The sequence below is a fragment of the Halomonas sp. FeN2 genome, assembly GCF_020595105.1.
GTDB lineage: Bacteria > Pseudomonadota > Gammaproteobacteria > Pseudomonadales > Halomonadaceae > Vreelandella > Vreelandella neptunia.
Window position 1 is genome coordinate 3,849,782 of the sequence record NZ_CP074200.1, and the last position, 26,619, is coordinate 3,876,400.

Annotated in this window: 27 protein-coding genes; 10 read left to right on the plus strand and 17 right to left on the minus strand. The window is 53.4% G+C overall.

What is annotated here, in order from left to right:
• Window positions 1–28: 28 nt before the first annotated feature.
• Window positions 29–841 carry a formate/nitrite transporter family protein gene (locus tag KF947_RS17700; RefSeq protein ID WP_133731190.1) on the minus strand — a complete coding sequence of 271 codons (813 nt, stop codon included), beginning with the start codon at window positions 839–841 and terminating at the stop codon, window positions 29–31.
• Between the two features lie 367 nt (window positions 842–1,208).
• Between KF947_RS17700 and KF947_RS17705 the strand changes: the two genes are divergently transcribed.
• The 5 genes from KF947_RS17705 to KF947_RS17725 all read left to right on the plus strand — a co-directional run bounded on the left by KF947_RS17705 (window position 1,209) and on the right by KF947_RS17725 (window position 10,207).
• Entirely contained in the window at window positions 1,209–3,164 is a 1,956-nt protein-coding gene (locus KF947_RS17705; protein WP_133731189.1) for a sigma 54-interacting transcriptional regulator, read from the plus strand.
• A gap of 184 nt (window positions 3,165–3,348) precedes the next feature.
• Window positions 3,349–4,812: a TolC family outer membrane protein gene (locus KF947_RS17710; RefSeq protein ID WP_227404659.1), complete on the plus strand. Its 1,464-nt coding sequence runs from the start codon at window positions 3,349–3,351 to the stop codon at window positions 4,810–4,812.
• Window positions 4,813–4,888: 76 nt separating this feature from the next.
• On the plus strand, window positions 4,889–6,160 hold the full coding sequence (locus KF947_RS17715) for an efflux RND transporter periplasmic adaptor subunit (protein WP_133731187.1): 1,272 nt from the start codon (window positions 4,889–4,891) through the stop codon (window positions 6,158–6,160).
• Window positions 6,160–9,348, plus strand: coding sequence for an efflux RND transporter permease subunit (locus KF947_RS17720; RefSeq protein WP_227404660.1), 3,189 nt, complete (start codon window positions 6,160–6,162; stop codon window positions 9,346–9,348). Before KF947_RS17715 ends, KF947_RS17720 begins: the two co-directional genes overlap by 1 nt.
• Window positions 9,349–9,520: 172 nt before the next feature.
• Window positions 9,521–10,207, plus strand: a complete 687-nt coding sequence (locus tag KF947_RS17725; protein ID WP_227404661.1) for a hypothetical protein — start codon at window positions 9,521–9,523, stop codon at window positions 10,205–10,207.
• A 54-nt stretch (window positions 10,208–10,261) separates the two neighbouring features.
• Here the strand turns inward: KF947_RS17725 and KF947_RS17730 are convergent, their stop codons facing one another.
• A complete protein-coding gene (locus KF947_RS17730) occupies window positions 10,262–11,191 on the minus strand; it encodes an alpha/beta fold hydrolase (RefSeq protein WP_133731184.1) in 930 nt (309 codons plus the stop codon).
• A gap of 77 nt (window positions 11,192–11,268) precedes the next feature.
• Complete coding sequence (locus KF947_RS17735) at window positions 11,269–11,880, minus strand: TetR family transcriptional regulator (protein WP_133731183.1); 612 nt, start codon at window positions 11,878–11,880, stop codon at window positions 11,269–11,271.
• Window positions 11,881–12,096: 216 nt separating this feature from the next.
• Between KF947_RS17735 and KF947_RS17740 the strand changes: the two genes are divergently transcribed.
• A complete protein-coding gene (locus KF947_RS17740) occupies window positions 12,097–13,128 on the plus strand; it encodes a succinylglutamate desuccinylase/aspartoacylase family protein (protein WP_133731182.1) in 1,032 nt (343 codons plus the stop codon).
• A gap of 207 nt (window positions 13,129–13,335) precedes the next feature.
• Window positions 13,336–14,808 (plus strand): catalase, encoded by a 1,473-nt coding sequence (locus KF947_RS17745; protein WP_227404662.1) that lies wholly within the window; start codon window positions 13,336–13,338, stop codon window positions 14,806–14,808.
• A 62-nt stretch (window positions 14,809–14,870) separates the two neighbouring features.
• Here the strand turns inward: KF947_RS17745 and dusA are convergent, their stop codons facing one another.
• Entirely contained in the window at window positions 14,871–15,908 is a 1,038-nt protein-coding gene (gene dusA, locus KF947_RS17750) for a tRNA dihydrouridine(20/20a) synthase DusA (RefSeq protein WP_227404663.1), read from the minus strand.
• 112 nt (window positions 15,909–16,020) lie between these two features.
• Here dusA and KF947_RS17755 point away from each other — a divergent pair, with 112 nt between their 5' ends.
• A complete protein-coding gene (locus KF947_RS17755) occupies window positions 16,021–17,064 on the plus strand; it encodes a tyrosine-type recombinase/integrase (protein WP_227404664.1) in 1,044 nt (347 codons plus the stop codon).
• Between the two features lie 52 nt (window positions 17,065–17,116).
• Here the strand turns inward: KF947_RS17755 and KF947_RS17760 are convergent, their stop codons facing one another.
• The 12 genes from KF947_RS17760 to KF947_RS17815 form a co-directional block, all read right to left on the minus strand.
• Window positions 17,117–17,332: a hypothetical protein gene (locus KF947_RS17760; protein ID WP_227404665.1), complete on the minus strand. Its 216-nt coding sequence runs from the start codon at window positions 17,330–17,332 to the stop codon at window positions 17,117–17,119.
• Window positions 17,325–18,041, minus strand: a complete 717-nt coding sequence (locus KF947_RS17765; RefSeq protein WP_227404666.1) for an antA/AntB antirepressor family protein — start codon at window positions 18,039–18,041, stop codon at window positions 17,325–17,327. The genes KF947_RS17760 and KF947_RS17765 overlap by 8 nt, the downstream gene beginning before the upstream one ends.
• A gap of 131 nt (window positions 18,042–18,172) precedes the next feature.
• Window positions 18,173–18,430 carry a pyocin activator PrtN family protein gene (locus KF947_RS17770; RefSeq protein ID WP_133731177.1) on the minus strand — a complete coding sequence of 86 codons (258 nt, stop codon included), beginning with the start codon at window positions 18,428–18,430 and terminating at the stop codon, window positions 18,173–18,175.
• Window positions 18,427–18,717 carry a hypothetical protein gene (locus KF947_RS17775; RefSeq protein WP_227404667.1) on the minus strand — a complete coding sequence of 97 codons (291 nt, stop codon included), beginning with the start codon at window positions 18,715–18,717 and terminating at the stop codon, window positions 18,427–18,429. The genes KF947_RS17770 and KF947_RS17775 overlap by 4 nt, the downstream gene beginning before the upstream one ends.
• Window positions 18,707–18,922 carry a TraR/DksA C4-type zinc finger protein gene (locus KF947_RS17780; RefSeq protein WP_133731175.1) on the minus strand — a complete coding sequence of 72 codons (216 nt, stop codon included), beginning with the start codon at window positions 18,920–18,922 and terminating at the stop codon, window positions 18,707–18,709. The genes KF947_RS17775 and KF947_RS17780 overlap by 11 nt, the downstream gene beginning before the upstream one ends.
• 2 nt (window positions 18,923–18,924) lie before the next feature.
• Complete coding sequence (locus KF947_RS17785) at window positions 18,925–19,320, minus strand: hypothetical protein (RefSeq protein ID WP_133731174.1); 396 nt, start codon at window positions 19,318–19,320, stop codon at window positions 18,925–18,927.
• Between the two features lie 11 nt (window positions 19,321–19,331).
• The gene (locus KF947_RS17790; protein ID WP_227404668.1) at window positions 19,332–21,998 is read right to left on the minus strand and encodes a toprim domain-containing protein; all 2,667 of its coding nucleotides are present in this window, start codon (window positions 21,996–21,998) and stop codon (window positions 19,332–19,334) included.
• Between the two features lie 45 nt (window positions 21,999–22,043).
• Window positions 22,044–22,301 carry an ogr/Delta-like zinc finger family protein gene (locus KF947_RS17795; protein WP_227404669.1) on the minus strand — a complete coding sequence of 86 codons (258 nt, stop codon included), beginning with the start codon at window positions 22,299–22,301 and terminating at the stop codon, window positions 22,044–22,046.
• Window positions 22,301–22,504 carry a hypothetical protein gene (locus tag KF947_RS17800; protein WP_227404670.1) on the minus strand — a complete coding sequence of 68 codons (204 nt, stop codon included), beginning with the start codon at window positions 22,502–22,504 and terminating at the stop codon, window positions 22,301–22,303. The genes KF947_RS17795 and KF947_RS17800 overlap by 1 nt, the downstream gene beginning before the upstream one ends.
• A 38-nt stretch (window positions 22,505–22,542) precedes the next feature.
• Window positions 22,543–22,746 (minus strand): hypothetical protein, encoded by a 204-nt coding sequence (locus KF947_RS17805; protein ID WP_227404671.1) that lies wholly within the window; start codon window positions 22,744–22,746, stop codon window positions 22,543–22,545.
• A 25-nt stretch (window positions 22,747–22,771) separates the two neighbouring features.
• On the minus strand, window positions 22,772–22,978 hold the full coding sequence (locus KF947_RS17810) for a hypothetical protein (RefSeq protein WP_133731169.1): 207 nt from the start codon (window positions 22,976–22,978) through the stop codon (window positions 22,772–22,774).
• A 69-nt stretch (window positions 22,979–23,047) separates the two neighbouring features.
• Window positions 23,048–23,374 (minus strand): hypothetical protein, encoded by a 327-nt coding sequence (locus tag KF947_RS17815; RefSeq protein ID WP_227404672.1) that lies wholly within the window; start codon window positions 23,372–23,374, stop codon window positions 23,048–23,050.
• A gap of 269 nt (window positions 23,375–23,643) precedes the next feature.
• Here KF947_RS17815 and KF947_RS17820 point away from each other — a divergent pair, with 269 nt between their 5' ends.
• Window positions 23,644–24,129, plus strand: coding sequence for a helix-turn-helix transcriptional regulator (locus KF947_RS17820; RefSeq protein WP_227404673.1), 486 nt, complete (start codon window positions 23,644–23,646; stop codon window positions 24,127–24,129).
• A 67-nt stretch (window positions 24,130–24,196) separates the two neighbouring features.
• Complete coding sequence (locus KF947_RS17825) at window positions 24,197–25,666, plus strand: ParB/Srx family N-terminal domain-containing protein (RefSeq protein ID WP_227404674.1); 1,470 nt, start codon at window positions 24,197–24,199, stop codon at window positions 25,664–25,666.
• Here the strand turns inward: KF947_RS17825 and KF947_RS17830 are convergent.
• Window positions 25,663–26,523: a DNA adenine methylase gene (locus KF947_RS17830; protein ID WP_227404675.1), complete on the minus strand. Its 861-nt coding sequence runs from the start codon at window positions 26,521–26,523 to the stop codon at window positions 25,663–25,665. The genes KF947_RS17825 and KF947_RS17830 overlap by 4 nt on opposite strands.
• Window positions 26,524–26,619: the final 96 nt, after the last annotated feature.

A 26,619-nucleotide genomic window follows, 5' to 3' on the forward strand; every position in this document is an offset into this window, starting at 1 on the left:
AGCCCTTTTTTTGCCTAATAGGCTGTGATCAAGACAACACTTTTTTGGCTTGGGTACGGACGTGGGTGGTGTAAAGAACGAGACCAACCAGGGTCAGGCCGCCGACCAAGTTACCCAGTACCGTGGGAATCTCGTTCCACATGATGTATTGATACAGAGTGAAGTCAGCGCCCATCATCAGACCAATTGGGAACAGGAACATGTTGACCACGGAGTGCTCAAAACCGAGATAGAAAAACACAATAATTGGCATCCACATGGCCATGATTTTGCCGGACACCGTTGTGGAGATGGCGGCGCCCACCACGCCCATGGAGACCATCCAGTTACAGAACATGCCCCTCAGGAAGAGCACGATCCAGCCGGCAATCCCCGCCTCCTGATAACCCACCGTGCGACTTTCTCCAACGGCCATCATCGTTTGGCCGACAGCGTTGATCTCCTCGGTGCCGCCCATGGTGAAATTCAGGTAGCCGAAGGTGGCGATAAATAGGGCACCTCCAAGGTTGCCAAGACCCACCAGCGCCCAGCACTTCAGCATGCGCGGCAGTGTCACACCGGGTCTTTTGTCGAGCCATGCAAGAGGTACCAGCGTAAAAACACCAGTGAGCAGGTCATAGCCCATCAGGTAGAGCATCACAAAGCCCACGGGGAAGAGCAGTGCTCCAATTAAAAAGTGGCCTGTTTGGGTCGCGATGGTAATGGCAAAAATAACTGCCAACGCTAGGGTCGCCCCCGCCATAAAGGAACGGATAAGCGTATCCCGAGTACCCATATAGACTTTGGACTCACCCTGATCCACCAACTTGGTGACAAATTCACTTGGCATTAGATAAGACATAAGTATGTCTCCTGTGTCATTTCGGTTAATTAACGCCTAACCCTAGAGTTTTAGTGTTTCCTGGCAGGAGTAATAAATAGGAGCAATAAAACCGATGGCTGCGCCGTCCTGGTGCAAAAGAGATTAAGCGTATGGCGCTATCGCACTATCCACATAGCTATTGCTATTTGTGTGCCAACTCGCGCGTATTGTTTTTAATCGTCTGTTTTTAATAAATTAATTGGTTTTTTGAAGGAGTTTTTGAATTGCATATCGAGTTACGAAAAATCGTAATTAACGATATTTCGTTGCTTTATTTACGAAATGTCGTAATTGGCGCGGGAATTGAATGGTTAAGGAGAGACCACCTAGAGCCATGAGGTATGCAATGGATGAGCAACAACGCAATCACACCGCGGCGCTGATGGTCGCTTTTTCACCTTTGGCGATGATAGTGGTCGACCCTTATGCCGATAAGTTACTGGACGCTAACTCTGCCGCCTGTGAGTTGCTCAATATTAATGAAGCACTGCCTCTAAAGGCGCCTTTTAGCCATCGTTTAAGTGCTTCACTGCCGCTATGGGTGAGCTTCACCGATGAGACGCTGGTGCAAAAAACGGCCTGGTCGGATGACCTGGTGATACTAGACATGCTGCGCCAGCCTTATCGGGTAGAAGTTTATGCCCAGCATATTGAAGACTCTTCACAGCTGTTACTGACGCTGATAGACCGCAATAAAGCTGAGCAGCGGCGAGCAAAAGCGGAATTAGGCCGCCAACACCGCCAGGGGGAAGTGGGTTGGCAGCGGGTCGAACAGGTGTTCGAACGGATTGAAAAGCAGAACCAGCTGATTCTGGGCGCAGCGGGTGAGGGGATTTACGGCCTGGATGCTGAAGGAAAAACCACCTTCGTGAATCCTGCCGCCGAGCGAATTCTGGGCTGGAGTACCGAAGATATGGTAGGCCACGATGCGCACCTAATGTTTCATCATACCCACGCCGATGGCAGCCACTTCCCGGTGCAGCAGTGTCCTATCCACGCCTCATTCAGCGACGGCCAGGTGCACCACGTCGATAACGAGGTGTTCTGGCACAAAAATGGTGAGGCGATTCCCGTTGAGTACACCAGCACCCCTATTTTTGAAATGGGCCGTTTGGTCGGGGCGGTGGTGCTATTTCGCGATATTCGTGAGCGCAAGCGCGCCGAGCAGCAGTTGCGTGATGCCCTTGCAGAAGTGGAGTCACTCAAACAGCGTCTGGAACTGGAGAATGAGTACCTTCAAGAAGAGATAAAAGCGGAGCTTAACCACCGCGATATTGTTGGCAATAGCCCGGCGGTGGCAAAACTGATCCAGCAGATTGAGCTGGTCGCTCCCACTAGCGCCAACGTGTTGATTAGCGGCGAGTCGGGTACCGGCAAAGAGCTGATTGCCCGGGCCATTCATGCCGGTAGCTCGCGCAGCGATCGACCGCTGATCCGCGTGAACTGTGCTGCTATTCCCCGTGATCTGTTTGAAAGCGAGTTTTTTGGCCATGTCAAAGGCGCCTTTACCGGCGCGGTACAGGATCGCCCTGGGCGCTTTGAGCTTGCCCACGGCGGCACGCTATTTTTGGATGAAGTCGGTGAAATCCCTCTGGAACTGCAGAGCAAGCTACTGCGGGTGCTGCAGGATCAGCAGTTTGAGCGGGTGGGCGATAACCGTACCCGCGAGGTAGATGTGCGGGTGATTGCTGCTACTAACCGTGATCTACGTGACATGATCGAAGAGGGCCACTTTCGTGAGGATCTCTATTTCCGCCTTAATGTCTTCCCGATTGATTCGGTACCGTTGCGCAAACGAATAGAAGATGTACCGCTGCTGGCACGGCATTTTTTACAGCGTGCCTGCCTGAAGTTTAATAAACCCGGCGTGCGCATTCCCCCCGCCCAGTTGGAAATTCTTCAGCGCTACCCATGGCCGGGCAATATTCGTGAGTTGGAAAACATTATTGAGCGCCAAGTGATTGTGACCCAGGATCGCCGCTTGATGTTTGATGACTTGCTATTGGGGGAGCCCCCGCGTGCGATAGGTCTTACTAATCCGGTTGCACCAGCCCACGCCAGCGTGGAGAAAAGTGAAACACTACTGCTGACCGAACATGCGCTGGGGCAGCGCCAGCGGGAGAGCACGATTGCCGCTCTGGAAAGGGCGGGAGGTAAAGTTTCTGGGGCAGGAGGTGCGGCGGAGTTGCTTGGCATAAAGCCCACGACGCTTGCCTCACGGCTAAATAAATGGGGCATCGACACGCGGGAGTTTCGTAGAAGAGAGCCACATTTATCGCCAAGGCATCATGCTTTGGACTAAGGTAAGCTGGAAGCGGCTTGACAATAGGTTGTTCACACATTTTCCGATTGTTCAAGGCTAGCATACATACATGAATGTAACTATAATGCTCATCTTTCTGAGTGGCACCGTACTTTGAGTGATTTTGTGCGCTGATTGATTGAGTGCGTTCGCCAACCTGATGCTGATACCTAGAGGCAATCCCATGCGACTGGCACACTGGGCAGTCAATGCCCCTTTACGACCCCTGCTGTTAGCGGTATTTACGGCTTCTTTTGTATTGCCTGCTCAAGCCGCCGACCTAATCACGATTACCCGTGATGCGTTGGATAATAACGCTGAGCTTGCTTCGGCGCGCTCGGAATATTTGGGTGTTGAAGCAGGCAGAGATGTTGTGCGTAGCGGGTTATTACCCCAAATTAACGCCTCGGGTACCGTGGCGCACAATGAACAGTATGAAAGCCAGGGTTCATCCCGAGCGGGAGTAGGGGCTGGAACGGGTAGTGTGAGCGCTGGTGATGACCGCTACAACACCGTATCGCTCTCCCTTGAAGCCACCCAGGCGCTCTATGATGAAGTAACCCGCCGACAAGTCACCCAGGCCGAGCGCCAGATTGACCAGCAGGTATATCTGCTAGCGGCGACTGAGCAGCAGTTGCTAATCGATGTAGCCAGCGCCTATTTCGACATTCTGCGTGCTCACGAAGTCCTCGAAGCGCGGTTTGCTCAAGAGCGAGCTATTGGCCGTCAGCTTGAGCAGGCCGGTGAGCAGTTTGAGGTCGGGTTGATTGCAATTACCGAAGTCGAAGAGGCCCGGGCTACCTTTGACCAGTCCCGTGCTGATCGCATTGCCGCAGAGAGCAATCTGCAGGTGGCATTTGAGGCTCTGGAGCAGTTGACCGGCCAGCGTTATGCCAGCATTGAGGCGCTGGGCGACAGTATGCCGATAGCACTTCCCGAGCCAAGCAGCCGCGATTACTGGGTAGAGCAGGCTATTGAGCGTAACCCTCAGGTATTGGCCCAACAAGCGGGGATCGAGGTGTCACGTAGCGGTGTAGATATTGCCCGCGCGGGTCGTTTACCCACGCTTTCAGCCTTTGGCAACTATCAGTATGGCGACAGTGATATTGATAATACCACCGGCAATGACTCCTCTAGCCAAGTAGGCATTCGCGCTAATTTACCCATCTACACCGGCGGCAGCACCAGCGCTAGTATCCGGCAAGGGACTTATCAGCTGGAAAGCAGCCAGTATGATTTCGAATCCCAGCGTCGTTCGTCGATTCAGCAAGTCCGCTCGCTTTATACCCAGGTTAGCAATGATGTGGAAACTGTCGAGGCTCGTGAGCAGGCCATCGTCTCCAACCAAAGTGCGCTGGAAGCAACACGCGCCGGTTACGAGGTCGGTACCCGTAACATAGTGGACGTTTTAAATGCTGAGCAGAATTTATACAACGCGATCGCCAACTATGCCGAGGCGCGATACAGCTATGTCGTCAACCTGCTCTCGCTGCGTCAGCAAGCCGGACGCCTGGATGTAGACGCCATTGAGGAAGTCAATGCGTGGTTAACCGGCGATGAGGTGAATTTTACCTTGCCAGAAAGCGGTGGCGACGACCCCTATGAGCCCGCGCTCAACATCGGTGCACCGCCCCAGCCTGGTATGTAATTACCCGACGGTGGGAAGTGATTCAGGTGTGCATGTGCTATCGGTCACCTTAAAAAGATATATGGGAATGTAACGTATGAAAAAGATGATTCACTCACGCCGAGCGAGTCTGGTGACGCTAGTAGCTGCGCTGGCACTTTCAGCCTGCGGTCAAGAACAAACCGAGGTACCTCAGCAGGGTGCCCAGCAAGAAGCACCGCCCCATAAGGTCGAAGTTGCCGAAATGGAGCGTCAGGATATACCGCTGGATAAGTCGTACCCCTCACTGCTGCGCAGTGATGGTGAAGTCACTTTGGTTGCCCGTGTAAATGGGTTTCTGGAAGAACGCCACTTTGAACCCGGCCAGTTGGTCGAAGAAGGCGATCGTCTTTACACCATCGAGCCAGATCTTTATCAGGCAACGGTTAATCAGCGTGAAGCGGATCTACAGAGCGCTCGTGCCCAGCTTGCCCGCGCCCAGCGTGATGCTCAGCGCTTTGAGCAACTGCTAAGCCAAAACTCGGTGAGTCGTCAGCAGTATGACCAAGCGTTAGCCGACCAACGGGTCGCCCAGGCGAGCGTTGCGCAAGCCGAGGCGGCCTTAACCAGCGCCAATTTAGACTTAGGCTATTCCCAAGTTACAGCCCCTGTTTCGGGTATGATCGGTTTGAGCCAAGTGAATGTGGGCAATTTAGTGACTTCCGGTACTGAGTTGGCGACGATCACGCCACTGGATCCGCTGGAAGTTCGTTTTCAACTGCCTCAGCGTGACGCATTCGAGCTGCGTCGCCAATTGAGCGACGGCGATGATACGTCGGATATTCGCGCAAAACTGAGCATCCCTGGGGTGAGTGGCGGCAGCGATTCTGAACTGGAAGGCCATTTGGATTTCCTGGGTTCGCGTGTTGATAGCGGTACCAGCACCGTGCAAGCGTCTGCAACCTTCGAAAACCCCGATGCGACTGTGCTGCCTGGCCAATTTGTGCGCGTGCGTATAGAGGGTCTGAAGCGTTTTGATGTGATGGCCGTGCCGGAAATTGCCGTTACCCAAGGGTTGATGGGCCCGCAGGTGTTTGTCCTGGATGATGATAATAAAGCCCGCGAAAGGACTGTTTCATTGGGTGAAGTGGCTGGCCCGTGGCAGTTGATTCGTGAGGGATTAGAGCCGGGGGATCGTGTGGTAGTAGGAGACCCTGCTGGTTTAGAGCCGGGCATGACGATTGAGCCTCAACCATTTGATGGCAACGCTGAAAACATTGTTGAAAATGTGGAGCAAGAAGAGGCACAACAGCAGGCTGAAGCGGCAGAGACAATGGAAGATGGGGCGGCAGATGGTCAGCCCACTGAAGGGGAAGAGGGTGCGCAATAATGAACTTCTCTAACTTCTTCATCAGTCGGCCGATTTTTGCCACGGTACTGGCGATTATCGTGACGCTGGTGGGCGTGATGTCCATGCGCATACTGCCTATTGAACAGTATCCCAACGTGGTACCGCCAACGGTATCGGTACAGGCTCAGTTCCCCGGAGCGGATGCGGAAACTGTTGCACAGACCGTGGCGGCACCTATCGCAGAAGCGATTAACGGCGTTGAGGACATGCTTTACATGACCTCCAACAGCTCCGATAACGGCAGTATGAGTTTGAGCGTGGCATTTAATATCGGCACTGATGGCGATATTAATACGATTAACGTGAATAACCGCGTTCAAGGTGCGCTCTCTCAGTTGCCTGAAGCAGTGCAGTCGCAAGGCGTCACCGTTGAGCTCCGCTCCGACTCTATCTTGATGTTTATTGCGTTGACCTCGCCGGACGGCGACTATGACAAAATTTTCATGCAGAACTACGCTACCCTCAATGTACTTGACGAACTTCGTCAGGTACCAGGGGTAGGTAATGCAGAAGTACTGGGTGGCGGCGAGTTTGCCATGCGAATCTGGATGGATCCGGATAAGTTAGCCCAGTACGATCTCACTCCTAGCGAAGTAGCTAGTGCGATTAGAGCGCAAAATACGGAAGTGCCAGCGGGTAGTTTGGCATCGACACCGCAAAGCGATCCACGCGCATACACCTACACGATTACCGCTGGAGGTCGCCTCAATGATGTTGATGACTTCCGTAATATTTACCTGCGAACCAATAGCGACGGCTCTTCACTACGTTTGGAGGACGTTGCACGTATTGAGCTTGGGGCGTCTTCTTACGGCGTTGATGCGCGTTTGAATGGCTCCAGCATGGCGCCGATTATTATTAATCAACAGCCCGGTGCAAATGCGCTAGAAACTGCTCAAGGTGTGCGTACGGCGATGGAAGATTTGTCCACTCGCTTCCCGCCCGGGCTTGAGTATGTGGCACCTTACGATACTACGCTGTTTATTGATGCCTCTGTAGAGACGGTCATTCATACCTTCATTGAAGCGTTCCTAATCGTTATCGTCATTCTGTTTATTTTCCTGCAGAACTGGCGTTTTACTGTCATTGCGATGTCAGTGGTGCCGGTGGCGGTAGTGGGCACTTTTGCAGGTTTCTATCTATTAGGCTTTTCGATCAATCTGTTGACGCTATTTGCGCTGGTTCTCTCGATAGGGATAGTCGTCGATGATGCGATCTTGGTTGTGGAGAACGTCGAGCGCGTGCTGAGTGAAGAGGATGATATCAGTGTGCGGGATGCCACTATCCGGGCGATGAAAGAAGTCGGCGGGCCGGTTATTGCGACTTCGCTGATTATGGCCGCTGTGTTTATACCCGTGGCTTTCCTGGGCGGCTTTACCGGACAGATTTATCAGCAGTTTGCGATTACCGTGGCGATCTCGGTAGCGCTCTCAGCGCTGATGGCATTGACCTTTACGCCCGCCCTCTCTGCGATCTTTATCAAGCATAAAGTCGCGGGCGCCGGTCAATCCAAATTCAAGCGCGCGCTGAATACACCGTTTCGCCTGTTTGATCGGCTGTTTGCCGGTATTACCGCCGCCTATATGTGGATCGTAAAAGGCCTAGTAAGGTTTTGGCTGCTGGCGCTTGCGCTGACGGTGCTTACCGGTGTGGGGTCTTACTGGCTATATGCTAATACACCCTCAACGTTGGTGCCTGAAACCGATCAGGGGGTCGTCCTGGTGAGCGTGTCGTTGCCAGATGCGGCTTCACTTGACCGTACTCAACGCTATATGGCGAAACTCAGTACGGCAATTGAAGATATCCCTGGGGTGGAATACTCCTCGGCAGTGGCGGGTTATGACATTCTTTCAAGCGCCGTGAATACTGCTCGCGGTGTGATGTTTATCAATCTTAGCCCTTGGTCTGAGCGTGAACTAACCGCCAGCGAGCTGGTTGGGCGTATTATGGGGTTAGGCGCAAGTATTGATGGTGGCTCTGCTATGGCCTTTAACTTGCCGCCCATTATGGGACTTTCGACAACCGGCGGGTTCACTGGTTACCTTCAGTCATTTGATGGGGCGTCGACACGCGAGCTCTATGAGGCCTCGTTGCAAATAATGCAAAAGGCTAACCAGCATCCCGCCTTGAACCGGGTTTTTACCACCTTCAATGTTAATGTGCCGTCATATCGTGCCAATATCGACCAGCAGAAGGCGTTGAGTTATGGCGTGGCGCTGGAGAATATTAACTCGGCCTTAGGTAATACATTTGGTAATGGTTTTGTGAACTTCTTTAGCTATCAAAACCGTAATTTCCAAGTCTATCTGCAAAACGAAGACGAATTCCGTAAAACGCCGGAAGACGTTAGCAGCGTCTACGTGCGCGGCGGTAACGGCGAACGTATTCCGCTTTCCGAGTTTGTCGAGCTTGAGCGCCAAACCGGGCCGGCGGTAGTGTCGCGGTTTGGGGTTTATGCTGGTGCCCAGTTCCAGGGACAGCCTGCGCCTGGGTACAGCTCTGCCCAAGCCATTGAAGCGATGGAAGGGATCGTGCAAGAGACGCTAGGCTCTGACTGGGGAATGGGGTGGACCGGCACGGCGTATCAAGAGTCCAACATGGGCAGCGCAGCGACGCTGGCGATTGTCTTCGGCCTATTGATGGTCTTCCTGATCCTAGCGGCTCAGTATGAGAGCTGGTCGTTGCCCCTCGCGGTACTGACCGCTACCCCCTTTGCTTTCCTAGGGGGGGTTGGTGGCATCGCATTGCGCGGGTTGGACACCAGTGTGTATGTGCAGATCGGCATGCTGGTGGTGGTTGGGTTGGCGGCCAAGAACGCGATCCTTATCGTCGAATTTGCCGAACTGCAGCGTAAGGAGCAGGGTAAAACAATCCGTGAGGCGGCGATTACCGCAGCAGAACTGCGTTTCCGCCCGATCGTGATGACATCGTTGGCGTTTATCTTCGGTACGTTGCCGTTGGCCTTAGCCACCGGTGCTAGTGATGTAAGTAGCCATCACATCGGCACTACGGTGGCGGTGGGTATGGCGTCTGTTGCTATCTTGGGGAGTCTATTTATCCCCAGCTTCTACGCTATGATTGCAACTGTTTCTGACTGGCTAGGTCGCAAGATGAAAGGGAATAGACATGATGGCTCACAGCCGGCGCTTGAGCATGAAAAGCACTAGTCCTTAGCGATTAACCACGCGTAAACACAGGCGGGTGCCATCTTCGGATGGCACCCTTTTTTATTGATAATCAAGTTAGCTGACTAAGGTCAAGGTATAGGTGGCACCCCAAAGCTAACCTGGACTAAGCTGGAAGTAACAATACATCACCGGCTAAGTACCGGGAGGCATCATGAACGATCTACTGCACGCTGCTACGCAATTTCCGACCATCGTCTTTACGTTGCTACTCGGGCTGTTAGCCCTTTACTGGCTATTAGTGATTATCCGCTTAGCCCCTCTAGAGCTATTTGAGCGTGATAGTCTCAAAGAAGACCATCTTGCCAGCACGTTGGTTTCTCTAGGCTTTGCTGGGGTTCCCGCGACGTTGGCTTTGACAGTGATTCTCAGCATTGCTGCGGCACTCACATTGGCCATCGAACTACTGATATTGCGTTGGCTACCGCTTGGCTTGATACGTATTCCGGTAGGAGTGCTGGTGCTATGGGGTACGTTGGTGGTTGCTTCGCCCGTGGCGGCGATGCTCTGCCAGGTGTTGCACCGTGGGTTGCACCGTTATCGCCCCTTCACGCGGCGCTGTTTACTGGGTCAAACGGTGGTAGTGACTGAGCGCGAAGGTGCTGGTGAGCAGGCATTTGCAGTGATCGATAATGAGCCCAATAGCACGGTCAAACTGCTCAGCAAGCGTGATGCACTGCCTGTAGAGGGGGAGCGACGGGTGCTGGTGAAGTACTTACCAGAAGAGAGCGCCTACCGCAGCGTCTCTGAGAAGGCGTATCTTGAAACGCGAGTTCGTTTGAACAGGCTGCGTTTTAACCAGAAAAACCGTCATACAGCCCATTACTCTACTTCTCACTGATACGTCATTTTGATGAGAGGAGGCACCGGGAAGCACAAACCCTAAACATCCCGGTTATTTCCATCGCCGCCACTGCTGCGCCAGCCACTGCACTACACGCTGCCAGACAGTGGCGTTTTGCGTTTTATCAACGGAGGTAGGGCGAGGGGCGGGGCGGTTTAAAAAGTCGCGAATGGGGTTAACCTGTGCTGGCTTATCCAGCATGGGCGCGTGGCCGCAGTGTGGCACGGTAAGTGTCACAAGTTTAGGTTGCACTGCGGCCATCCGCGGCAGCGTTTCCGGGTCTAAAAGCGTGGACTCTTCGCCGCGTATCACCATCGTCGGGCAGCGAATATTCGCCCAGTCTGCCCACATGTCGCGTGGTGTATCGTGTACAAACTGCTCCCCAATGCGTGGATCAAAGTGATACGTCCAACTGCCATCCGGTAATCGACGGGCACTGTTGAGTGCTAGCTCGCGCCGTGCGGATTCATCGGTAATACCGAAGCTAGCGTAGTGCCGGTTGAGCTCTTGCTGGAGTTCGCTAAAGGTAGAGAAGCGGTGGGTCACGCCGAAATAGCTGGAGAGGCCGATAAGACCCTGTGTGTTCAGCTCAGGCCCAACGTCGTTAAGAATCAGCCGGGAAATACGCGCACTGTGCTGTGGATCAGCGGCGATCAACATACCTAGCAGGCCACCCATCGAGGTGCCCAGCCAATCAACATACTCGAGTTCAAAGTGATCGAGTAACGCGATCGCTACCGTCACATAATGGCTATAAAGGTAGTCGTGAGCAGGGAACAGTGACCAACTTGATAGTCCACGTCCAGGGGTGTCCGGGGCGAGAACCCGCCATTCACTGCCGAGTTCCTGCGCCAGTGCTCTAAAGTCGCCACCGTGGCGGGCAAGGCCGTGCCAGGCGACCAGGGTGCGGGGGGCGGTAGGATTCCAGATGCGTACAGCCACTTCTAATTCGCGTACGCGTACAAACTCCAAGGCATCCATAGTGTGCTCACACGGCTATAACAGTAGTGCCAGTATTAACACATTTGCTGCACTGCAGCGAGGATGGGATTAACTGTTTAACGCTGCATTAAACGAATAGCGGTATCAATCAGCTCACCACCGCGCTCACTGATGGAAAAAGCTTCGGGGTTACGTAGCCAGTCATGGAAAAGGCCGCCGAGCATGGATTGCATTAGCCGCGTCGCCATTTCGGGGCTGAGATCTTCGCGCAATATCTTTTGCTGCTTAGCTAGCACAAAGACATCGAGCATTTCCTCAAAGCACTCATTGCCGATCTTGTCCTGCATTTCTAACGGATTAATATCGCTAAAAAATTCGCAGCGATGCAGTAAAATCGACAGTATCCGCTGGTAAGAGGGTTGCTCAAGGCGCACCAAGCCCGCATGGCAAGCCAGTCGTATAGACTCCAGCGGTGATAATTCGGCGTCAGCTTTGTCGACTTCATCCATCAGCGACTGGAAGGGCATACGCACCTGTTCAACCAGTGCCATGAACAGGTCGCCTTTGTTTTTAAAGTGCCAATAAACGGCACCACGGGTGAGGCCTGCATGGCGAGCAATTTGCTCAAGGGAAGTGCGCGCCACGCCTTTGGCAAAGAATACCTCTTCAGCAGCGTCAAGCAGTGCTTCTCGGGTAGCAGCCGCTTCTGCTTTGGTCTTTCTTGCCATGGAAATACAACCTCATAATCGGACACAGTATGGTCACATTTTAACCTAAGCAGCAGAATATTTACATTCAAAACTGTATGGATAAATATTCCATCTCATAACGTGTATTAACAAATTCGTCATTTTGCGACTGGAAGCGTATAAACGGGCAATGAGACTGGCCCACATAGCACTAACGTCGTGAGCAAAACGAATTAAAAAAACAGGACAGAAAGCATGGCGCGAGCTCCTTTTCAGCTGGGTGAACATACCATTATGCCCGGCCAACGCTTACAAGTTGATGTGCCGGTGGCGCGCTTATATACCCATACCCCCCTGCATATACCTGTCGAAGTCGTTCATGGCCGCAAGGATGGCCCGGTGCTGTTGGTATGTGGCGGCATTCACGGCGATGAAATCAATGGGGTGGAGATTGTTCGTCGGGTACTGCGCGCGAAAGCGATTAGTAGTATCCGCGGGACCTTGATCGCTGTGCCGGTTGTGAACGTACTTGGTTTCTTGCAACAAACCCGCTATTTGCCTGATCGGCGTGATCTAAATCGCTGTTTTCCAGGCAGCGAGTCAGGGTCACTCGGCGGCCGTATTGCAAATTTGTTTCGCGAACAAATCGTCGATCACGCTACCCATATTATTGACCTGCATACCGGCGCAATCCATCGCACTAATCTGCCGCAGATTCGTGCACAACTCCGTCCTGGAAGCGAAACCGAGCGCATGGCCGATGCTTTCGGTGCGCCCGTGGTGCTGAATGCGGAACTGCGTGAAGGTAGTCTGCGCCACTATGCCCAGAACCGCGGGATTCCAGTGCTGACCTATGAAGCCGGTGAGGCGTTGCGTTTTGACGAGTGGGCGATTGCCCCCGGCGTTCGCGGGGTTCTGCGGGTAATGCGACGGTTAGGCATGCTGACCGGCGAACAGCGCCGCCGCACGCCAGCACCCGCGGAGCTTGCTAAAGGGTCAAGCTGGGCCCGGGCACCTATCGACGGCATTTTGCGGCCCAAGGTGCGCCTAGGCGCCCGCGTTGCCAAAGGCGAGGTGCTGGGCAAAGTCGCTGACCCCTTTGGCAATGACGAGGGCGAAGTGCGCGCCGTCGCCGACGGTATTGTGATTGGCATGAGTCGCTTGCCCTTGGCCAATGAAGGCGAGGCGCTGTTCCATATTGCCCGTTTTGATGAAATTGATGAGGCTGAAACGGCTATTGAGAGCTTTAACTCAAGCTTGGTGCCGCCACCTGATTCGTTTTATTAATCGTCATTAATAACTAAAAGCTATCGCTTTGATAGTTAAGGATTAGCTACTATAAATGGCAAGTTAGCAACCGTTTGACTATACCTAGGGGTGGGCTTTGTTAGCGGCTGTTAAAATGATAACAACTAAAATAGATAGCTAAGCTTTCATCGTACTCGAACGAGTGGCGATCAAACGCCACGTCTACCGTGACATGGAGGAAAAGCGATGACGAGCGATAAACCTAAGCACACCACAACGGATGCGGGCATAGGAGTCAACAGTGATGAACACTCACTCTCAGTAGGCCCCGATGGGCCGATTGTTCTGCATGATCACTATTTGATGGAGCAGATGGCTGCCTTTAACCGTGAAATGATTCCGAATCGTCAGCCCCACGCAAAAGGGAGTGGCGCCTTTGGTCACTTCCAAGTCACTCACGACGTTAGCCAATACACCAAAGCTGACTTTCTCCAACCGGGCAAGAAAACCGAGATGTTGGCTCGTTTCTCGACGGTGGCCGGTGAGGCGGGTAGTCCGGACACTTGGCGCGATCCTCGTGGCTTCTCGCTGAAGTTCTACACCGAAGAGGGCAACTTCGACATGGTGGGTAACAATACCCCTGTGTTCTTCGTTCGCGATCCGCTCAAATTCCAGCACTTTATCCACTCACAAAAGCGTCGAGCGGATAACGGCTTGCGTGATCACGATATGCAGTGGGACTTCTGGACGCTTTCGCCGCAATCTGCACACCAAGTAACCTGGCTAATGGGCGATCGTGGTATCCCCGCCACTTGGCGCCACATGAACGGCTATTCCAGCCATACCTATATGTGGGTGAACGCTGAAGGCGAGCGCTTTTGGGTGAAGTACCACTTCAAAACTGATCAGGGCATTAAGTGCATGACCCAGGAACAGGCCGATAAGATGGCGGGCGCGGATGCCGACTACCATCGACGTGATCTGTTCGACGCCATCAAACGCGGCGATTATCCTACCTGGACGCTGCAAGTTCAGATTATGCCGTTCGAAGATGCCAAGACCTACCACATCAACCCCTTCGATTTGACCAAGGTATGGCCGCACGCCGATTACCCGCTGCAAGAAGTCGGTAAAATGACCTTGGATCGCAACCCTGTAGATTTCCACAGCCAAATCGAACAGGCAGCGTTTCAGCCCAGCAACGCCGTACCGGGTACCGGTTTCTCGCCGGATAAAATGCTGTTGGCGCGGGTAATATCCTACGCTGATGCGCACCGTGCGCGTTTAGGTGTGAACTACCAACATATCCCCGTTAACGCGCCCAAGACCCCGGTTAACAGTTACAGCCAGGGTGGCAAGATGCGTATTAACCACTCCACCGACCCGGTGTACGCACCTAATAGCAAAGGGGGCGCGCACGCCAACCCTGAAAGGTACCCGGAAGATGCGGTATGGGAGACGGACGGCGAGCTGGTTCGCGCCGCCTATACGCTGCGCCCGGGCGATGGCGACTTCAACCAAGCCAATGATCTGGTCAATAAGGTGATGGATGATGCCGCCCGTGACCGATTGGTAAACAACATTGTTGGCCACGTTTCCGATGGTGTGGAAGAGCCGGTGCTATCACGAGTATTTGAGTACTGGAAAAACGTTGACCAAACTATCGGCGAGCGTGTCGAGCAGGGCGTAATGGCGAACCGTCGGGAAAACGGTCAGTAAGCTTACGCTAATAGAAAAACGAACCCGCTACGCTGGCGTAGCGGGTTTTTTATACGACGCACTTATACAACGAACTCTGTTTCGTTCACCAAGCTAAGCGCGTCATCAAATAGGCGCAATCCTGCGCCTTCTTTATGCGCGTATTCCGACAAATGACGCCGAAAACGCCTGCCGCCAGGGCAACCCTGAAACAAGCCAAGCAGGTGGCGGGTAATATGATTCAGCTTCGCGCCTTCATCCAGGCGCTGCTGAATATACGGCCGGAAGGCAATTGCGGCATCCAAGCGGCTCGCCGCCGGGCCTTGCTCTCCAAACAGCTGCTCATCGACGCCCGCGAGCAGCCACGGGTTTTGATACGCCTCACGCCCCACCATCACGCTATCCACATGGGTAAGCTGCGCTTGGCACTCCGCCAGCGTTTTAATTCCACCGTTAATGCCAATATGCAATTCAGGTCGGCTCTGCTTTAAACGATGAACGCGGGGGTAGTTAAGCGGCGGGACATCGCGGTTCTGCTTGGGCGACAAACCCTGCAGCCACGCCTTACGGGCGTGAACGGTAAACACCTCGCAGCCTGCGTCAGCAACGATTGCGATAAACCGCTCAAGGTCGGCATCTTCATCCTGGTCATCAATGCCAATACGGCACTTCACCGTGACCGGAATAGATACCGCTGCCTGCATCGCCCGCACTGCCTCGGCTACCTTCTCGGGGTAACCCATCAAGCAGGCGCCAATCAGGTTGTTCTGCACGCGGTCGCTCGGGCAACCCACGTTCAGGTTCACCTCATCGTAGCCCCACGCCTCGGCAATTGCCGCGCACTCCGCCAGCTCACCGGCATCGCTACCGCCTAACTGCAGCGCAAGCGGATGCTCCACCTCGCTATAGCCCAAAAAGCGCTCACGGGGCGTTCCGTGCAAAATCGCACCGGTAGTGACCATCTCGGTATACAGCAGCGCTCGCTTGGTTAACGTGCGTGCTAGCGCTCTGTAATCGCGGGTTGTCCAGTCCATCATGGGTGCAACGGAGAAAGTTCTATCCAGCTCCGGGCGGGCAATGCCAGACTTCATGCGGGTTTGCGCGGTTGTGTTATCATTCATAACTGTTCATATTTACAGTAGTTGAGCCACGTTTTTAGCTAATGGGTGTCACAAATTTGGCACTTCGTGGCACTTTCATTTGTCACATTTCGAGGCAGTGATGGCGACGATCGTGAAGCGTCCAAAAAGGGACGGCAGTTTCTCATATCTAGCGCGTATTCGCATTGCGCGCACTGGTCAACCTGACTACTCAGAGTCTAAAACATTCCCAAAAAAGGCAATGGCCAGTGAGTGGGCGAAACGACGTGAGCTCGAACTGGCTGCACCAGGTGGTGTGCTGTCCGCGAAATGGAAGGGCGTCACCTTACATGATGCCATTGAACGCTACCTGCATGAATTTGCTGATGGAGCCGGGCGTAGTAAGCGAGCGACCATTGAACAGCTGCAGCGCTTTCCTATTGCTCGCGTCAAAATAACCGAGCTCAGCAGTGAGCAGCTTATTGATCATATTCAGATGCGCCGGCGTAGTGGTGTTAAAGCGTCTACCGCATCGCTCGATATGACCTGGCTCGGCATTATCCTAAAAACGGCTGTGGCTGCCTGGCGAATGCCGGTGGATTTGAATGAATTTGAATCCGCTAAGTTGCTACTGAAGAGCAAAGGACTTACAGGCCGGCCAGCATCCAGGGATCGGCGGCCGACAGCCGATGAAATTGAGCGACTACGGGCTTACTTCGTTCGCTCTCAGAAGATCCGGCCCAGTGCGCTTATACCCATGGAAGACATCATGGATTTTGCGATCGCGTCAGCGCGCCGGCAGGAAGAAATTACCCGGCTAACTTGGGACGATTTGGATACAGAGGCAATGACTTGCTGGGTACGTGATGCAAAGCACCCACGGCAGAAGTGGGGTAACCATAAGCGCTTTAAGCTCACCCATGAGGCGATGGCCATCATCCAGCGGCAGCCGCGTAAAAAAGATGAGCCTCGGATCTTCCCCTATTGGGCGAAATCGATTGGCACTCGATGGAGAGCAGCGACGGAATCCAAAGGGATTGAGGATCTACGCTTTCACGACTTGCGCCATGAAGCAACGTCACGGCTATTCGAGGCGGGCTATGAGATCGTGGAGGTGCAGCAGTTCACGCTCCATGAGAGCTGGGATGTATTGAAGCGATACACGCACTTAAGGCCGGAAACACTGAAACTGCGTTAGTCTTATACCGTTACTTTGTAATGAGTGAAAACCGCCTGAAAAGGCGGCTTACTTAGTCAGGGCAGCCATTACGCTCGCACTTTCTGACCCTGGCATGGCAGTCGTCAAGCTTTCCCTGTAGCTCCTTGATACGCCTTACCAACACGTCCTCTGGGGGCATTTGGTTACGTTCCAAGGCACGTATGGAGGCGCTAAGCCGTTTGATTTCCTCGGGGAAGAGGGCGCGCTTGCTGGCTGTATCTAGGGTTCGTTCAATGATGCTATCCACGTGAGTGCTCCAGTTTGTGCGTGGCTGAGGCGTTGCTAGACAGCTTACCAACTTCATCCTGCTTCACCAGCGGCTGAGTGGGAATGCCCAGCACGTTATTAATTTGGCGCAGCTGGCAATGCAGGGTATAGCGCTCATGTGGCCCTTGCGCTTGATCTAACTGGCGAGCACATGAGCGGCTTTGTTCCTGCAAAATCAGCAGGTAGCGAAACTTGGGCGTATCGCCAATTTCTGCGCGTACTTCTTCTAATGGTCGCACGCTGTCTGCCTGTTGTTGCAGCAGCTCAATCGCCTGGCGTTCGCGCTGGATGAAGTAGCGACGCACGCGACGACCCATGGCGTTGTTTTCGATCATGGCCAGCTCTTTGGCCATCTGAACCGTAAGGTGGTACTCAACCCGCCCTTGTTGGCCGAAGTTTTCAGCGTAAGTAATTGATTCTAGGGCTCGCCAATTTTGGTGAGCTTCCTCGTCTTCATAACTTTGTGATTCTTGGGCTTCTCTGCTTTGGGAAGCGGTTTTGTGACCTTCGCCGGGCGTCATGTCGATAGTGAGAAAATCCTCACCTTCGACGAAGCCGTATTTCTTAATACGATCCTTGATCCAGTTCGAAAAATCACGCCCCACTTCCAAAAATTCATGCAGGTCACGAGCATTGCAAAGCAGTTGCTGATCATTGGCTTGGAAAACGGGGATAAGGCTTTGGTCCATGGTTAGCTCCGTAGGACTACTCGGGTGAAGGGAAGTTAAGGAAATGGTGCGGGTAGGTGTGGCAGAGGTAAAGGCTAAAATGTGATGCGAGTGCAAAGGCTAGCCGGCTAAAGGTTTAGCCGGCGCATACCTCACCCATTCACCATCTTCCACTGCTCCCGCGCCTCAGCCCGTTTCTCATCAATGTATTGCGCTAGGTCGATCGCACTAACCAGCCACGGGCTTTTCTGCGAATCCCCCGCACGATAGGCGGGTACCGGTAAAGCCTGGGCACCTGCTCGAAAGGCGGCGGTGCGGGGGCTGATGCCGAAGAAGCGTGGGGCGACTTCTTCAAGTGGAAGCTCTGTGCGGCCGTTGAATTCAGCCAGTAAGCCAAAATACGTGTTCATTGTTGCCTCCCTTGCTGCTTCCACTTCAGAAAGCATTGGCGAATGCGGCGGAACGTGGCCGCGGCGGTTGGGCTGTGATCTAGCTCGGCGCGACTTTGGATCTGGCAGGCGGCGCAGAGCCAGTCCCGGGCGTCTTCTTCGTTGTGAGTGCCATCGGGTAGTTGGAACTCGGTCATGTTGCGTTTGGCTCGCCGGCGGCGATCCAGGTAGAGCTGGAAGGCGTGATCCTGGCAGAGCATGGCCGCTTGCCGGGCCAGTTTGCCGCCCTTGAGTTGTTCAGCGCACATGACGCCCCCTTAACTCACGAATCCCCTGGCATTCGATGCACGTAGTGGCCCATGGGACGGCGTTGCGGCGGGCTTGGGGGATCTCCTGGCCGCAGTCTTCGCACTTGGGGTCGGGATTGGGAATGTACAGCGAAAGCCGGCTGCTCAAGGCGGCCTCCATGCGGCGTTCCATTATTTCGGTGGCGATGTCGGCGTTGTCAGCCATGGTTACTGTTCCTCTTTTTCGATGGCGGCAAAGCGCTGCATCAATTTGTTTCCACCGGGCGTGTATTCGTGGGGTTCATCACTGGCGTAGATACTCCACTCGATAACGGTGAGCGCGGCTTGCTGCAGGTCGCGATCCAGCACCCGCAGGCGGGTGAGATCCAGCGGCCAGGCGTAACTGTTGTAAACGGCAAGCAGAATGCGGCGGCAGTGGTGGCTTTGGCCGCTCTCTTTCTGGGCTACCACGGCGAGGCGCTGCCAGGCATCCGGGCCTTTTTCATCGAGCTGGGCGCGCTTCTGGTCAGCGGCATCTTCGACGGCAAGCATTGCCTCCAGTGCTTCACGGTTGCGCTCGCGTAGGCGCTGGGTCACCAGTGGCATTGAGTGGTTAGTGGTCATCACAGGCTCCTTCATGCTTGAAACACCCAGCACTTCACGCTGCCGCCGTTGAGGCGGACGCGGGAGTTCACGGTGCGGTTGGAATCGATAAACTTGCGGGTCTTGCTGCTCTTCAGGTAACGCTTCAGCTCCCGCACCTCTGGGGTGCGCAGCTTGTATTCGGCGCAGGTGCGCTCGAAGTCTTTAAGGTTGATGGCGATCAGGTCGCTGCCCTTGCCGTAGTGATTCAGCATGGGCTCGTCGCGCAGGCCTTCGATGTAGTCGAAGGCTTCCCAGAATTCAGCGACCAATGGGTGGTCGGCGTTGATGGATTGCTGGCGTTCGCGGGCCATCTGCTTTACGTGGCCCAGGGCGATATCCAGGGTTTGCTGGTCGAAGAGATCCAAGCCTTCCGGCCCCAGGCACTCCACCAGGGCCATCAGTTGGCCGTGGCACTTGGCGATGCGCAGCACCTTGATATCTGGGTCGTCGGCCAACTGGTCGGCGTAGTGGCGGGCGCGTTGGGTGATCAACGCCAGCAGCGCGGCCTCCCGTTGGGCCACCGCCAGGGCGAACTGGCTAACGTGCTCGATCTCGGTACGTTCCAGCGCCTCGGCCAGCGCCTTGGTCTGTTTGTTCTGGCCTTCCCGGGTAAAGTGCAGATGGCAGATACGGGTTTGAATGGCTTCGCCTGCCTGCACTGGGGCGTTCTGGCTGATAACGATGCTGCCGCGGAAGGGCGGCTCGTAGGTGTCGTTGCCGCTGTTCTTCACGCCGCGGGCACGAATCGAGCGGCCGTTAAAGGCGGTTTTGAGTTCGTCCCAATCGAACTGCTTCTGTTTGGCGCCGCCATCCTGTTCGCGGTCGGACTCGATCAATACCACCGGCAGGTTGCTCACCTGGGCGAAGTTGCGCGAGCGTGCCGGCATGGTGGCCTTGCTGGGGTCGAAGCCTTCGTAGTCGCGCCGGCCGCACAGCTTCCACAGGAACTCGATCAGCGTTGACTTACCCGCGCCGGCTTCACCGACGATCTCCAGAAACGGGAAGCTGCCCATCTCGGCGCGGATCTGTTCGGCCAGCAGGCTGCCCAGCCAGTAACCCAGGGCGATGACGCCGCGGGTACCGAAGGCGCCGAGCAGCTGCTGCGTCCACTCGGTATTGAACGCCTTGCGGTCGGGGTTGATATGCAGCGCGACGGATTGGCTGAGGGTTTTCAGCTGGCGGCGGGGCCCTAGCTCGAAAAAGTCCTCGCTGTTGATCGGCACCACTTTGCCGCCGGCCACGGCAAGATCGCCGAACACATAAGCGCCGTGCTCCTTGCTGTAGCCGATAAAGTCGATGGTCTCGACGGTTTTGATGTTGCCGATCTGATCCTGCAGCAGGCTATCCAGCTGTTGGCTGGTACCTGTCCACACTGCGCCTGGAGCAACGCCCAATAGGCGCTTTTTATACTCAGACGCTGACGCCAGTTGGCCACCGCTAAAGGTGTTCTTGATCGGCGGGCGGCCGTCGGGAAACTCCACGCGGTAGTAGTACCAACTTTCGTCAGTTACCGCGTTGGCCTGGTAGTAGAGCGCCGTGGGATAGCAGGTACAGATCCGCTTCACGCTGCCGGATTGCTCCAGGGCGGCATCGCGCAGGGCGGGGTCGATTTGACGCTGGTCTTCACCATCCAGCCCATCGGCGCGCAGGGCGCGGTCGAAGGCGTCCATATCCAGCTTCCACCACCACAGCTGGCGTTTGAACTCGAACCAGAACTCCCGCTGTTCTCGGCGCTTGTAGATCAACAGCGCCTTGGCCATGGCCGTGGGGGCCAATAGCAGGTCGCCGTGATAGCGGTAGGTTTCCTGGTGCTTCTCGGTCAGTTCACCGCGCTGGTGGGCGTCGTTCCAGTCGTGGCCACCGTTGGGAATCTGCGCAGCGTCACAATCCCAGCCCGCCGCACGGGCACGCCTTACATGCTTGTGAATGGCGTTGTGGCCAGCGCGGTTGTTATCCAGCGCCCACACCAGGGTGGGGCAGCTGGTACCCGCTTTATGGGCAGCATCCGAAAGAGCGTTTAGGGCTTCATCCGGATAGTTGCCGCAGCTCATGGCGGAAACGGCAGCGATGCCGTGGTGGTAGAGGGCGATCGCATCGAAGATGCCCTCTACAATCCACACTTCCTCGGCGGCGACCAGATCCGCCGTGGTGAGCGCAGGCGGGCACCACCACTGGCCTTTATAGCGGCCAACGAAATTGGCCTTCTGCTTGCCGAAGCGCTCCGGGTTATCCAGCAGGCGCTCCCAGTAAGCGCCTCCGGGCAGGGCGAAGCGCACGGTGGCGGTACCACCGATCTCTGGCTTCCAGTAACTTTCCTGGGTGTACCAGCCCTGAATGCGCGTCAGCTCAAAGCCGCGGCCATCACGCAGATAGCCATCGGCCACGGGTGTTTGAGAGGTGGGCTTTTCACCCACCTGGGTGCTGTAGCGCTCGCTCCAGGAACGGAACAGATCCGGGAACAGCGCTTTAACGTGGGTTTGCGCGCCACAGTTGTTTTCCCGCCCGCATTTCAGCATCCACGGCGCATCGGCGTTGATGTACGCCTCGCGCTTACCGCACTCCGGGCAGCGCACCCGTTGCAGGTAGGGGCCGCGCTCAATCGCCTCAAAATCGCTGATTAAGCGCGCAACAATGTCCTGGCGCAGCGATGAATTCACGCTCGCCTCCTTATGTCACAGTTAGTAGCGGGGCCGGTTAGGCGTTCACGATTTCCGTTGCGCCTGCTTGATCGCCTGGCTAAGCAAGGTGGGCGTAAACGGCAGATCGATCGCCGGGTTCGGCATGTCGCTGGGCGTCAACGTGTTGCACAGCTCTATGCGTGCCTTCGCCCGAAACCCACAGTCGTCATTGCGGCACTCCGCGATTGCCTCGCGATACAACGGCGTTAGCCCCTGGCTTTTGCGAATGCGCAGGTTCTGGTCGCAGTGCGGGCAAGGAATGCGGTGTTTGCTAGCTGTCATCAATGTTTTCTCTTAATGGGGTAAAGGGCGCGACCACGGCCGGTGAGCCCTTGGGTGCCTTTGCGTAAGCGCCGGCGGAGTAGCCACTCGGCGGCTTCATCCAGGCTGGTTAAATCCTGCTGTTCACATACCTGCTGCAGCACGGCCTCTAGCTGGTCGTTCAGCGGAAGTCGTAATTCGCCGCGTGCCGGTTGGTCAGCCATACATCAATGCTCCTTGAGGGCCTCAAAAAGCCCTGCCTTTACGACGCCTGCTGGGGCACAGTGCTAACAGAGAGATCAGCAACGCCCAGCGTTTCCAGTGCTTCTTTCAGCACCAGTTGACGCAGCAGCGATGCCCGTTCGATGCCGGTGTAATCCACCAGCGCATCGATCAGTTGGGCCTCGTACTGATCCAAATTGAGAGCGGCGTAACGAGAGCGCACACGTTTGGGGTCCTGGTACATGGCAAACATCCTTATGCAGGCAAGGTCATTCGGCATTCAGCGTGTCTTGGTCGTACTCGGCGATGCCGCGCAGCATGAGCATGCGAGCGGTGGCCGACTTAGTGCGCATCTCCAGCTCCTGAATGCGTTCCAGGTCGGCACACTCGCTTTCCGTGAGGTAGGTCATCACAGGCTGGTCGCAGCCTTTTGGGGCATAAATTGGCTTTGGGGTAATGGTGTTAGTGGTGGCCATGGGTTAGGCTTCCTTAAGAGAGTGAAAGACTTTAAACGAGAGCTTGAACAAGGTGGCCGAGCGTCTGTATTAACGCTCGTAAAGGCGTACCAGCTTGCGCTGCAGGAAGTGTTCATCCATGTAGGTGCGCAGTTCGCAAAGGGCGTCTTCGATTTCATCGCTAGAGGCGTTGCAGGCCAGCATCAAGGCAGCGAGTTCGCCCACGGCTTCGGCGGTGATGCGCTCTTCCAGCGCTTCAAGATCCGCCAGCGGGTTAGGCGTGTTGGTGCCGCGCTTCAGTGCGGTTTCGATGTTGCGGCGGGTTTGTTCAGAGCAGCGGTCAAGCTCCACCTCGACCCCGCGGAACAGGGTGGTCTGAGTGGTGGGCATAAGAATGGTGGCAATGATGGTGACCATGGCAGTGGCTCCCTTTGCGTAGTGTTTTAGAGTGAAAGACATTAATAGAATGGTGGAGATATCCTACCGTGTCAATTGGATTGGTGGAAAATATACCCCAAAGAATTAGGGAAGAAATATCTCTCCTTGGGATTTCTCTGGCTGAAGCGTCCAGGCGCGCGGGTGAAAACTCACCTCAGCGCTTGAAAGACGTGCTTGCTGGAAGACAAAAATGTTCTGCTGACCTAGTTGCTCGGCTAGCAAATATTGGCGTGGATGTTTCCTACGTTTTGACAGGTATACGTACAGGCACACCCGATGCTCAGTCTCTTGGCTTGCCTGTTACCGAGCCAGGGCCGGATTTAGTGCCTGTGATGATGTACGACATCGAAGCCGCCGCCGGCGCGGGTCGCAGTTTTGAAGGTGAACCAGTGCAAACCACACTGCACTTCCCCAGCAGTGAGCTGGCCGATAAGGGGCTGGATCCCGCACAGGTGGTAGGCATCAAGGTGCGCGGTGATTCGATGGACGGTACTCTGGCCGATGGCGACTGGGTATTGGTAGATCGCAGCAACCGGGATCCGAAACAGGAAGGGGTGTTTCTGCTGCTGGTGAGTGGAGAGCGGCGGATCAAGCGGGTGCAAAGGTTAGCCGGGGGCGCTTTGTACCTGATCAGCGATAACGAGCTTTATCAGCCGGAAATGATCAAGCCGCAGGATATGCATGATGTGGAGATTCTGGGGCGGTGTGAGATACGGATTGGGCGGGTTGTTTGATTAATAACTATTGGTCAAGTCTTGAATTTTATTTTAATCATTATATTAAAAATATTGGGGGAGTGCAGTGAGTAGACGAAATTTTACTATTGAAGAAGTCTCCGTTGATGACTTGTTGCTAGATGTTGGGAATGCACGTATCAGAACCGGTGCAGATCAGCGAGATTGCATTGAAAAAATATTAGCGAAAGAAGATCAAATGCTTACGCTAATACAGGATATTGCTGAAAATGGTTTAACAACTATGCCCATTTTAATTCAGCCACTAGATGATGGTAAATGGCTAGTATGGGATGGTAATAGGCGTACGACAGCGCTTAAACTGCTAAGACATCCTGAACGCTGTCCAGTAGAATATTTGAAGCCAAAAATAAAAAAAATCGCAGAGGAATTCACAGATAGCATTTTAGATAAAGTTGAGTGCCTTTCAAGTAATGATATTCAATCTTTAGAGAAAGAAGTTATTGCAAGACATTCTGGGGCTATGGGAGGGGCTGGGCAACTCCCTTGGGCTGCTTATATGAAAGCTGTTTTTTCATTGAATCATAATGGTGCAACAGATTATAGGCGAGCTGGGAAATATTTGCTTTGGGCTGAATCTAAAGGGTTGGTTGTCGAGGATGATTTTCCGATAACTAATTTACACCGATTTTTTACTAAAGAAAACATTGTTTTGCTAGGCTTTGAAGTGCAAAGCGATGACTCTTTAAAACTGATGATTCCAGAAGTTACTGCTAAATCGATGGCAGTTAAAATTATTTCGGATTTTGGTGGTGGGAAACCAGTAAGGGAAGTTTTTTCACCAGAAAGTGCCAAATCTTACCTGTATGAAGTAAGAGAAAGTGTTGGCCTAAACGCTAATTGTGAAAATCAAGATGTTAGCAATTTTGATACAGGAGCTAGAGCAGAAGGTGAGTCAGGTTTAAATAGCCAAGAAAGCTCAAGTTCGAATGAAACAGCCGGCATTAATCACGAAAGTGCATCTAATAATAGTCAGTCTAATGGTTCTAATGATGTTGAACCTGAAAAGCCAGCTGGAACCGGGTCACAAGTAAAAGGTACTGTTTCTGCCTCATGGGAACGTCCCGGCCTTTTCCCACGAGGTAAGGATGGAATTCCAATTCCTAGCGTACATAAAAAGGCTAAGAATATCGTGGCGGAGCTTAGAAGGCTAAAAACGAACGGTAATAAAAGCACTCCAGGAACACCAATTGCAGTTGCAATGCTATTAAGAGCTTTAATTGAAATTAGTACGGAAAATTATTGTAATAATTTTAGTGATGTAAAAAAAGATCAAGATTTTACTAAGCAAGTAGCTAAAGTTGCTGATCATATGTTGGATAGTGGGTTTATAGCTAAGGATCAACATGAAGTTGTGATGCGACAAACCCGTTCTTCAGAAAGTATGCTTCATATAAAAACTATTCAAAAATATGTTCATTCAGCATCATTTCATCCCACGGGGCAAATTTTGAATAGCCTATGGGATGAGATTTCAGTTTATATAGGAGTCTGTTGGAGAGCAAAGCCTTCTTAACGACGAAGCGTAGGACTATCATGTAACATTAAGTTGTCATAAAACATGATTTCAGTTGCATTTGGTCTTGATAAGTGAGTGGAGTAACGTAAAGAAAATTCCACGTTTCGCTCTTGAGAGTATAAGGCTCTTATAGGTTCACAGTTGTCGTAAGTGACAAGCCAAGGATGGCGAATCTTTCTTACTGTATCCGCAATTTTAGAGTGATCTTCAGGTTGATAGTGGTTTCTGTATAGCTGGCTGCCCTTAACATAATAAGGGGGATCTAAGTAAACAAGGCACTTGCTATCTTCTTCAGGTAGCTTCCTTGCTATTAGCTCTAGGGCATCCAAATTGTAAACGTTTATATGGTTTTTAAGTGAGTTTATGCTTTTGATTCTTTTTAATAATTTTTCCTTGTTGTAGCGAGCATCAATTTTATATTTTCCTTCTTGCTTTTTTCCACCAATAACGCCAGCCGATATTATTCCTGATCTATTCGTTCTATTGAGAAAGAATGTGGCGAAACCAAGTTCGGTTGTGCTATGTTTTTCCGGGTTATTAACTATGTCTTTTTGTTGATACCAACTATCCATGTTGGTTTCAGTTTTTGAAAATAGTTCGGAGAATTTTTCTTCATCATTTAATATCGCCCACCAGAAAGCATAAATTGCTGGATCAGCATCATTAATAATTATGTTGTTAACATATCCATTCGTTAATAAATAGATAGCAGCGCCTGCGCCACCTGCATAAGGTTCTACGTAATATCCACCGCTGATGCCGTTATGCCGCATTAAGCTACCCAGCCATTCACCAAGGCGTGCTTTTCCTCCTGGGTAGCGAAGGGGAGTAACAAATGAGCGGGGCGATGACATATTGACTCTCAATTTTGGATATTTGGCAGTTTCGAATTTGGTGCTTATTTTCACGGATTTTTAAAGAAAATAATAGGTATTTAGTTTTTGTCGTGG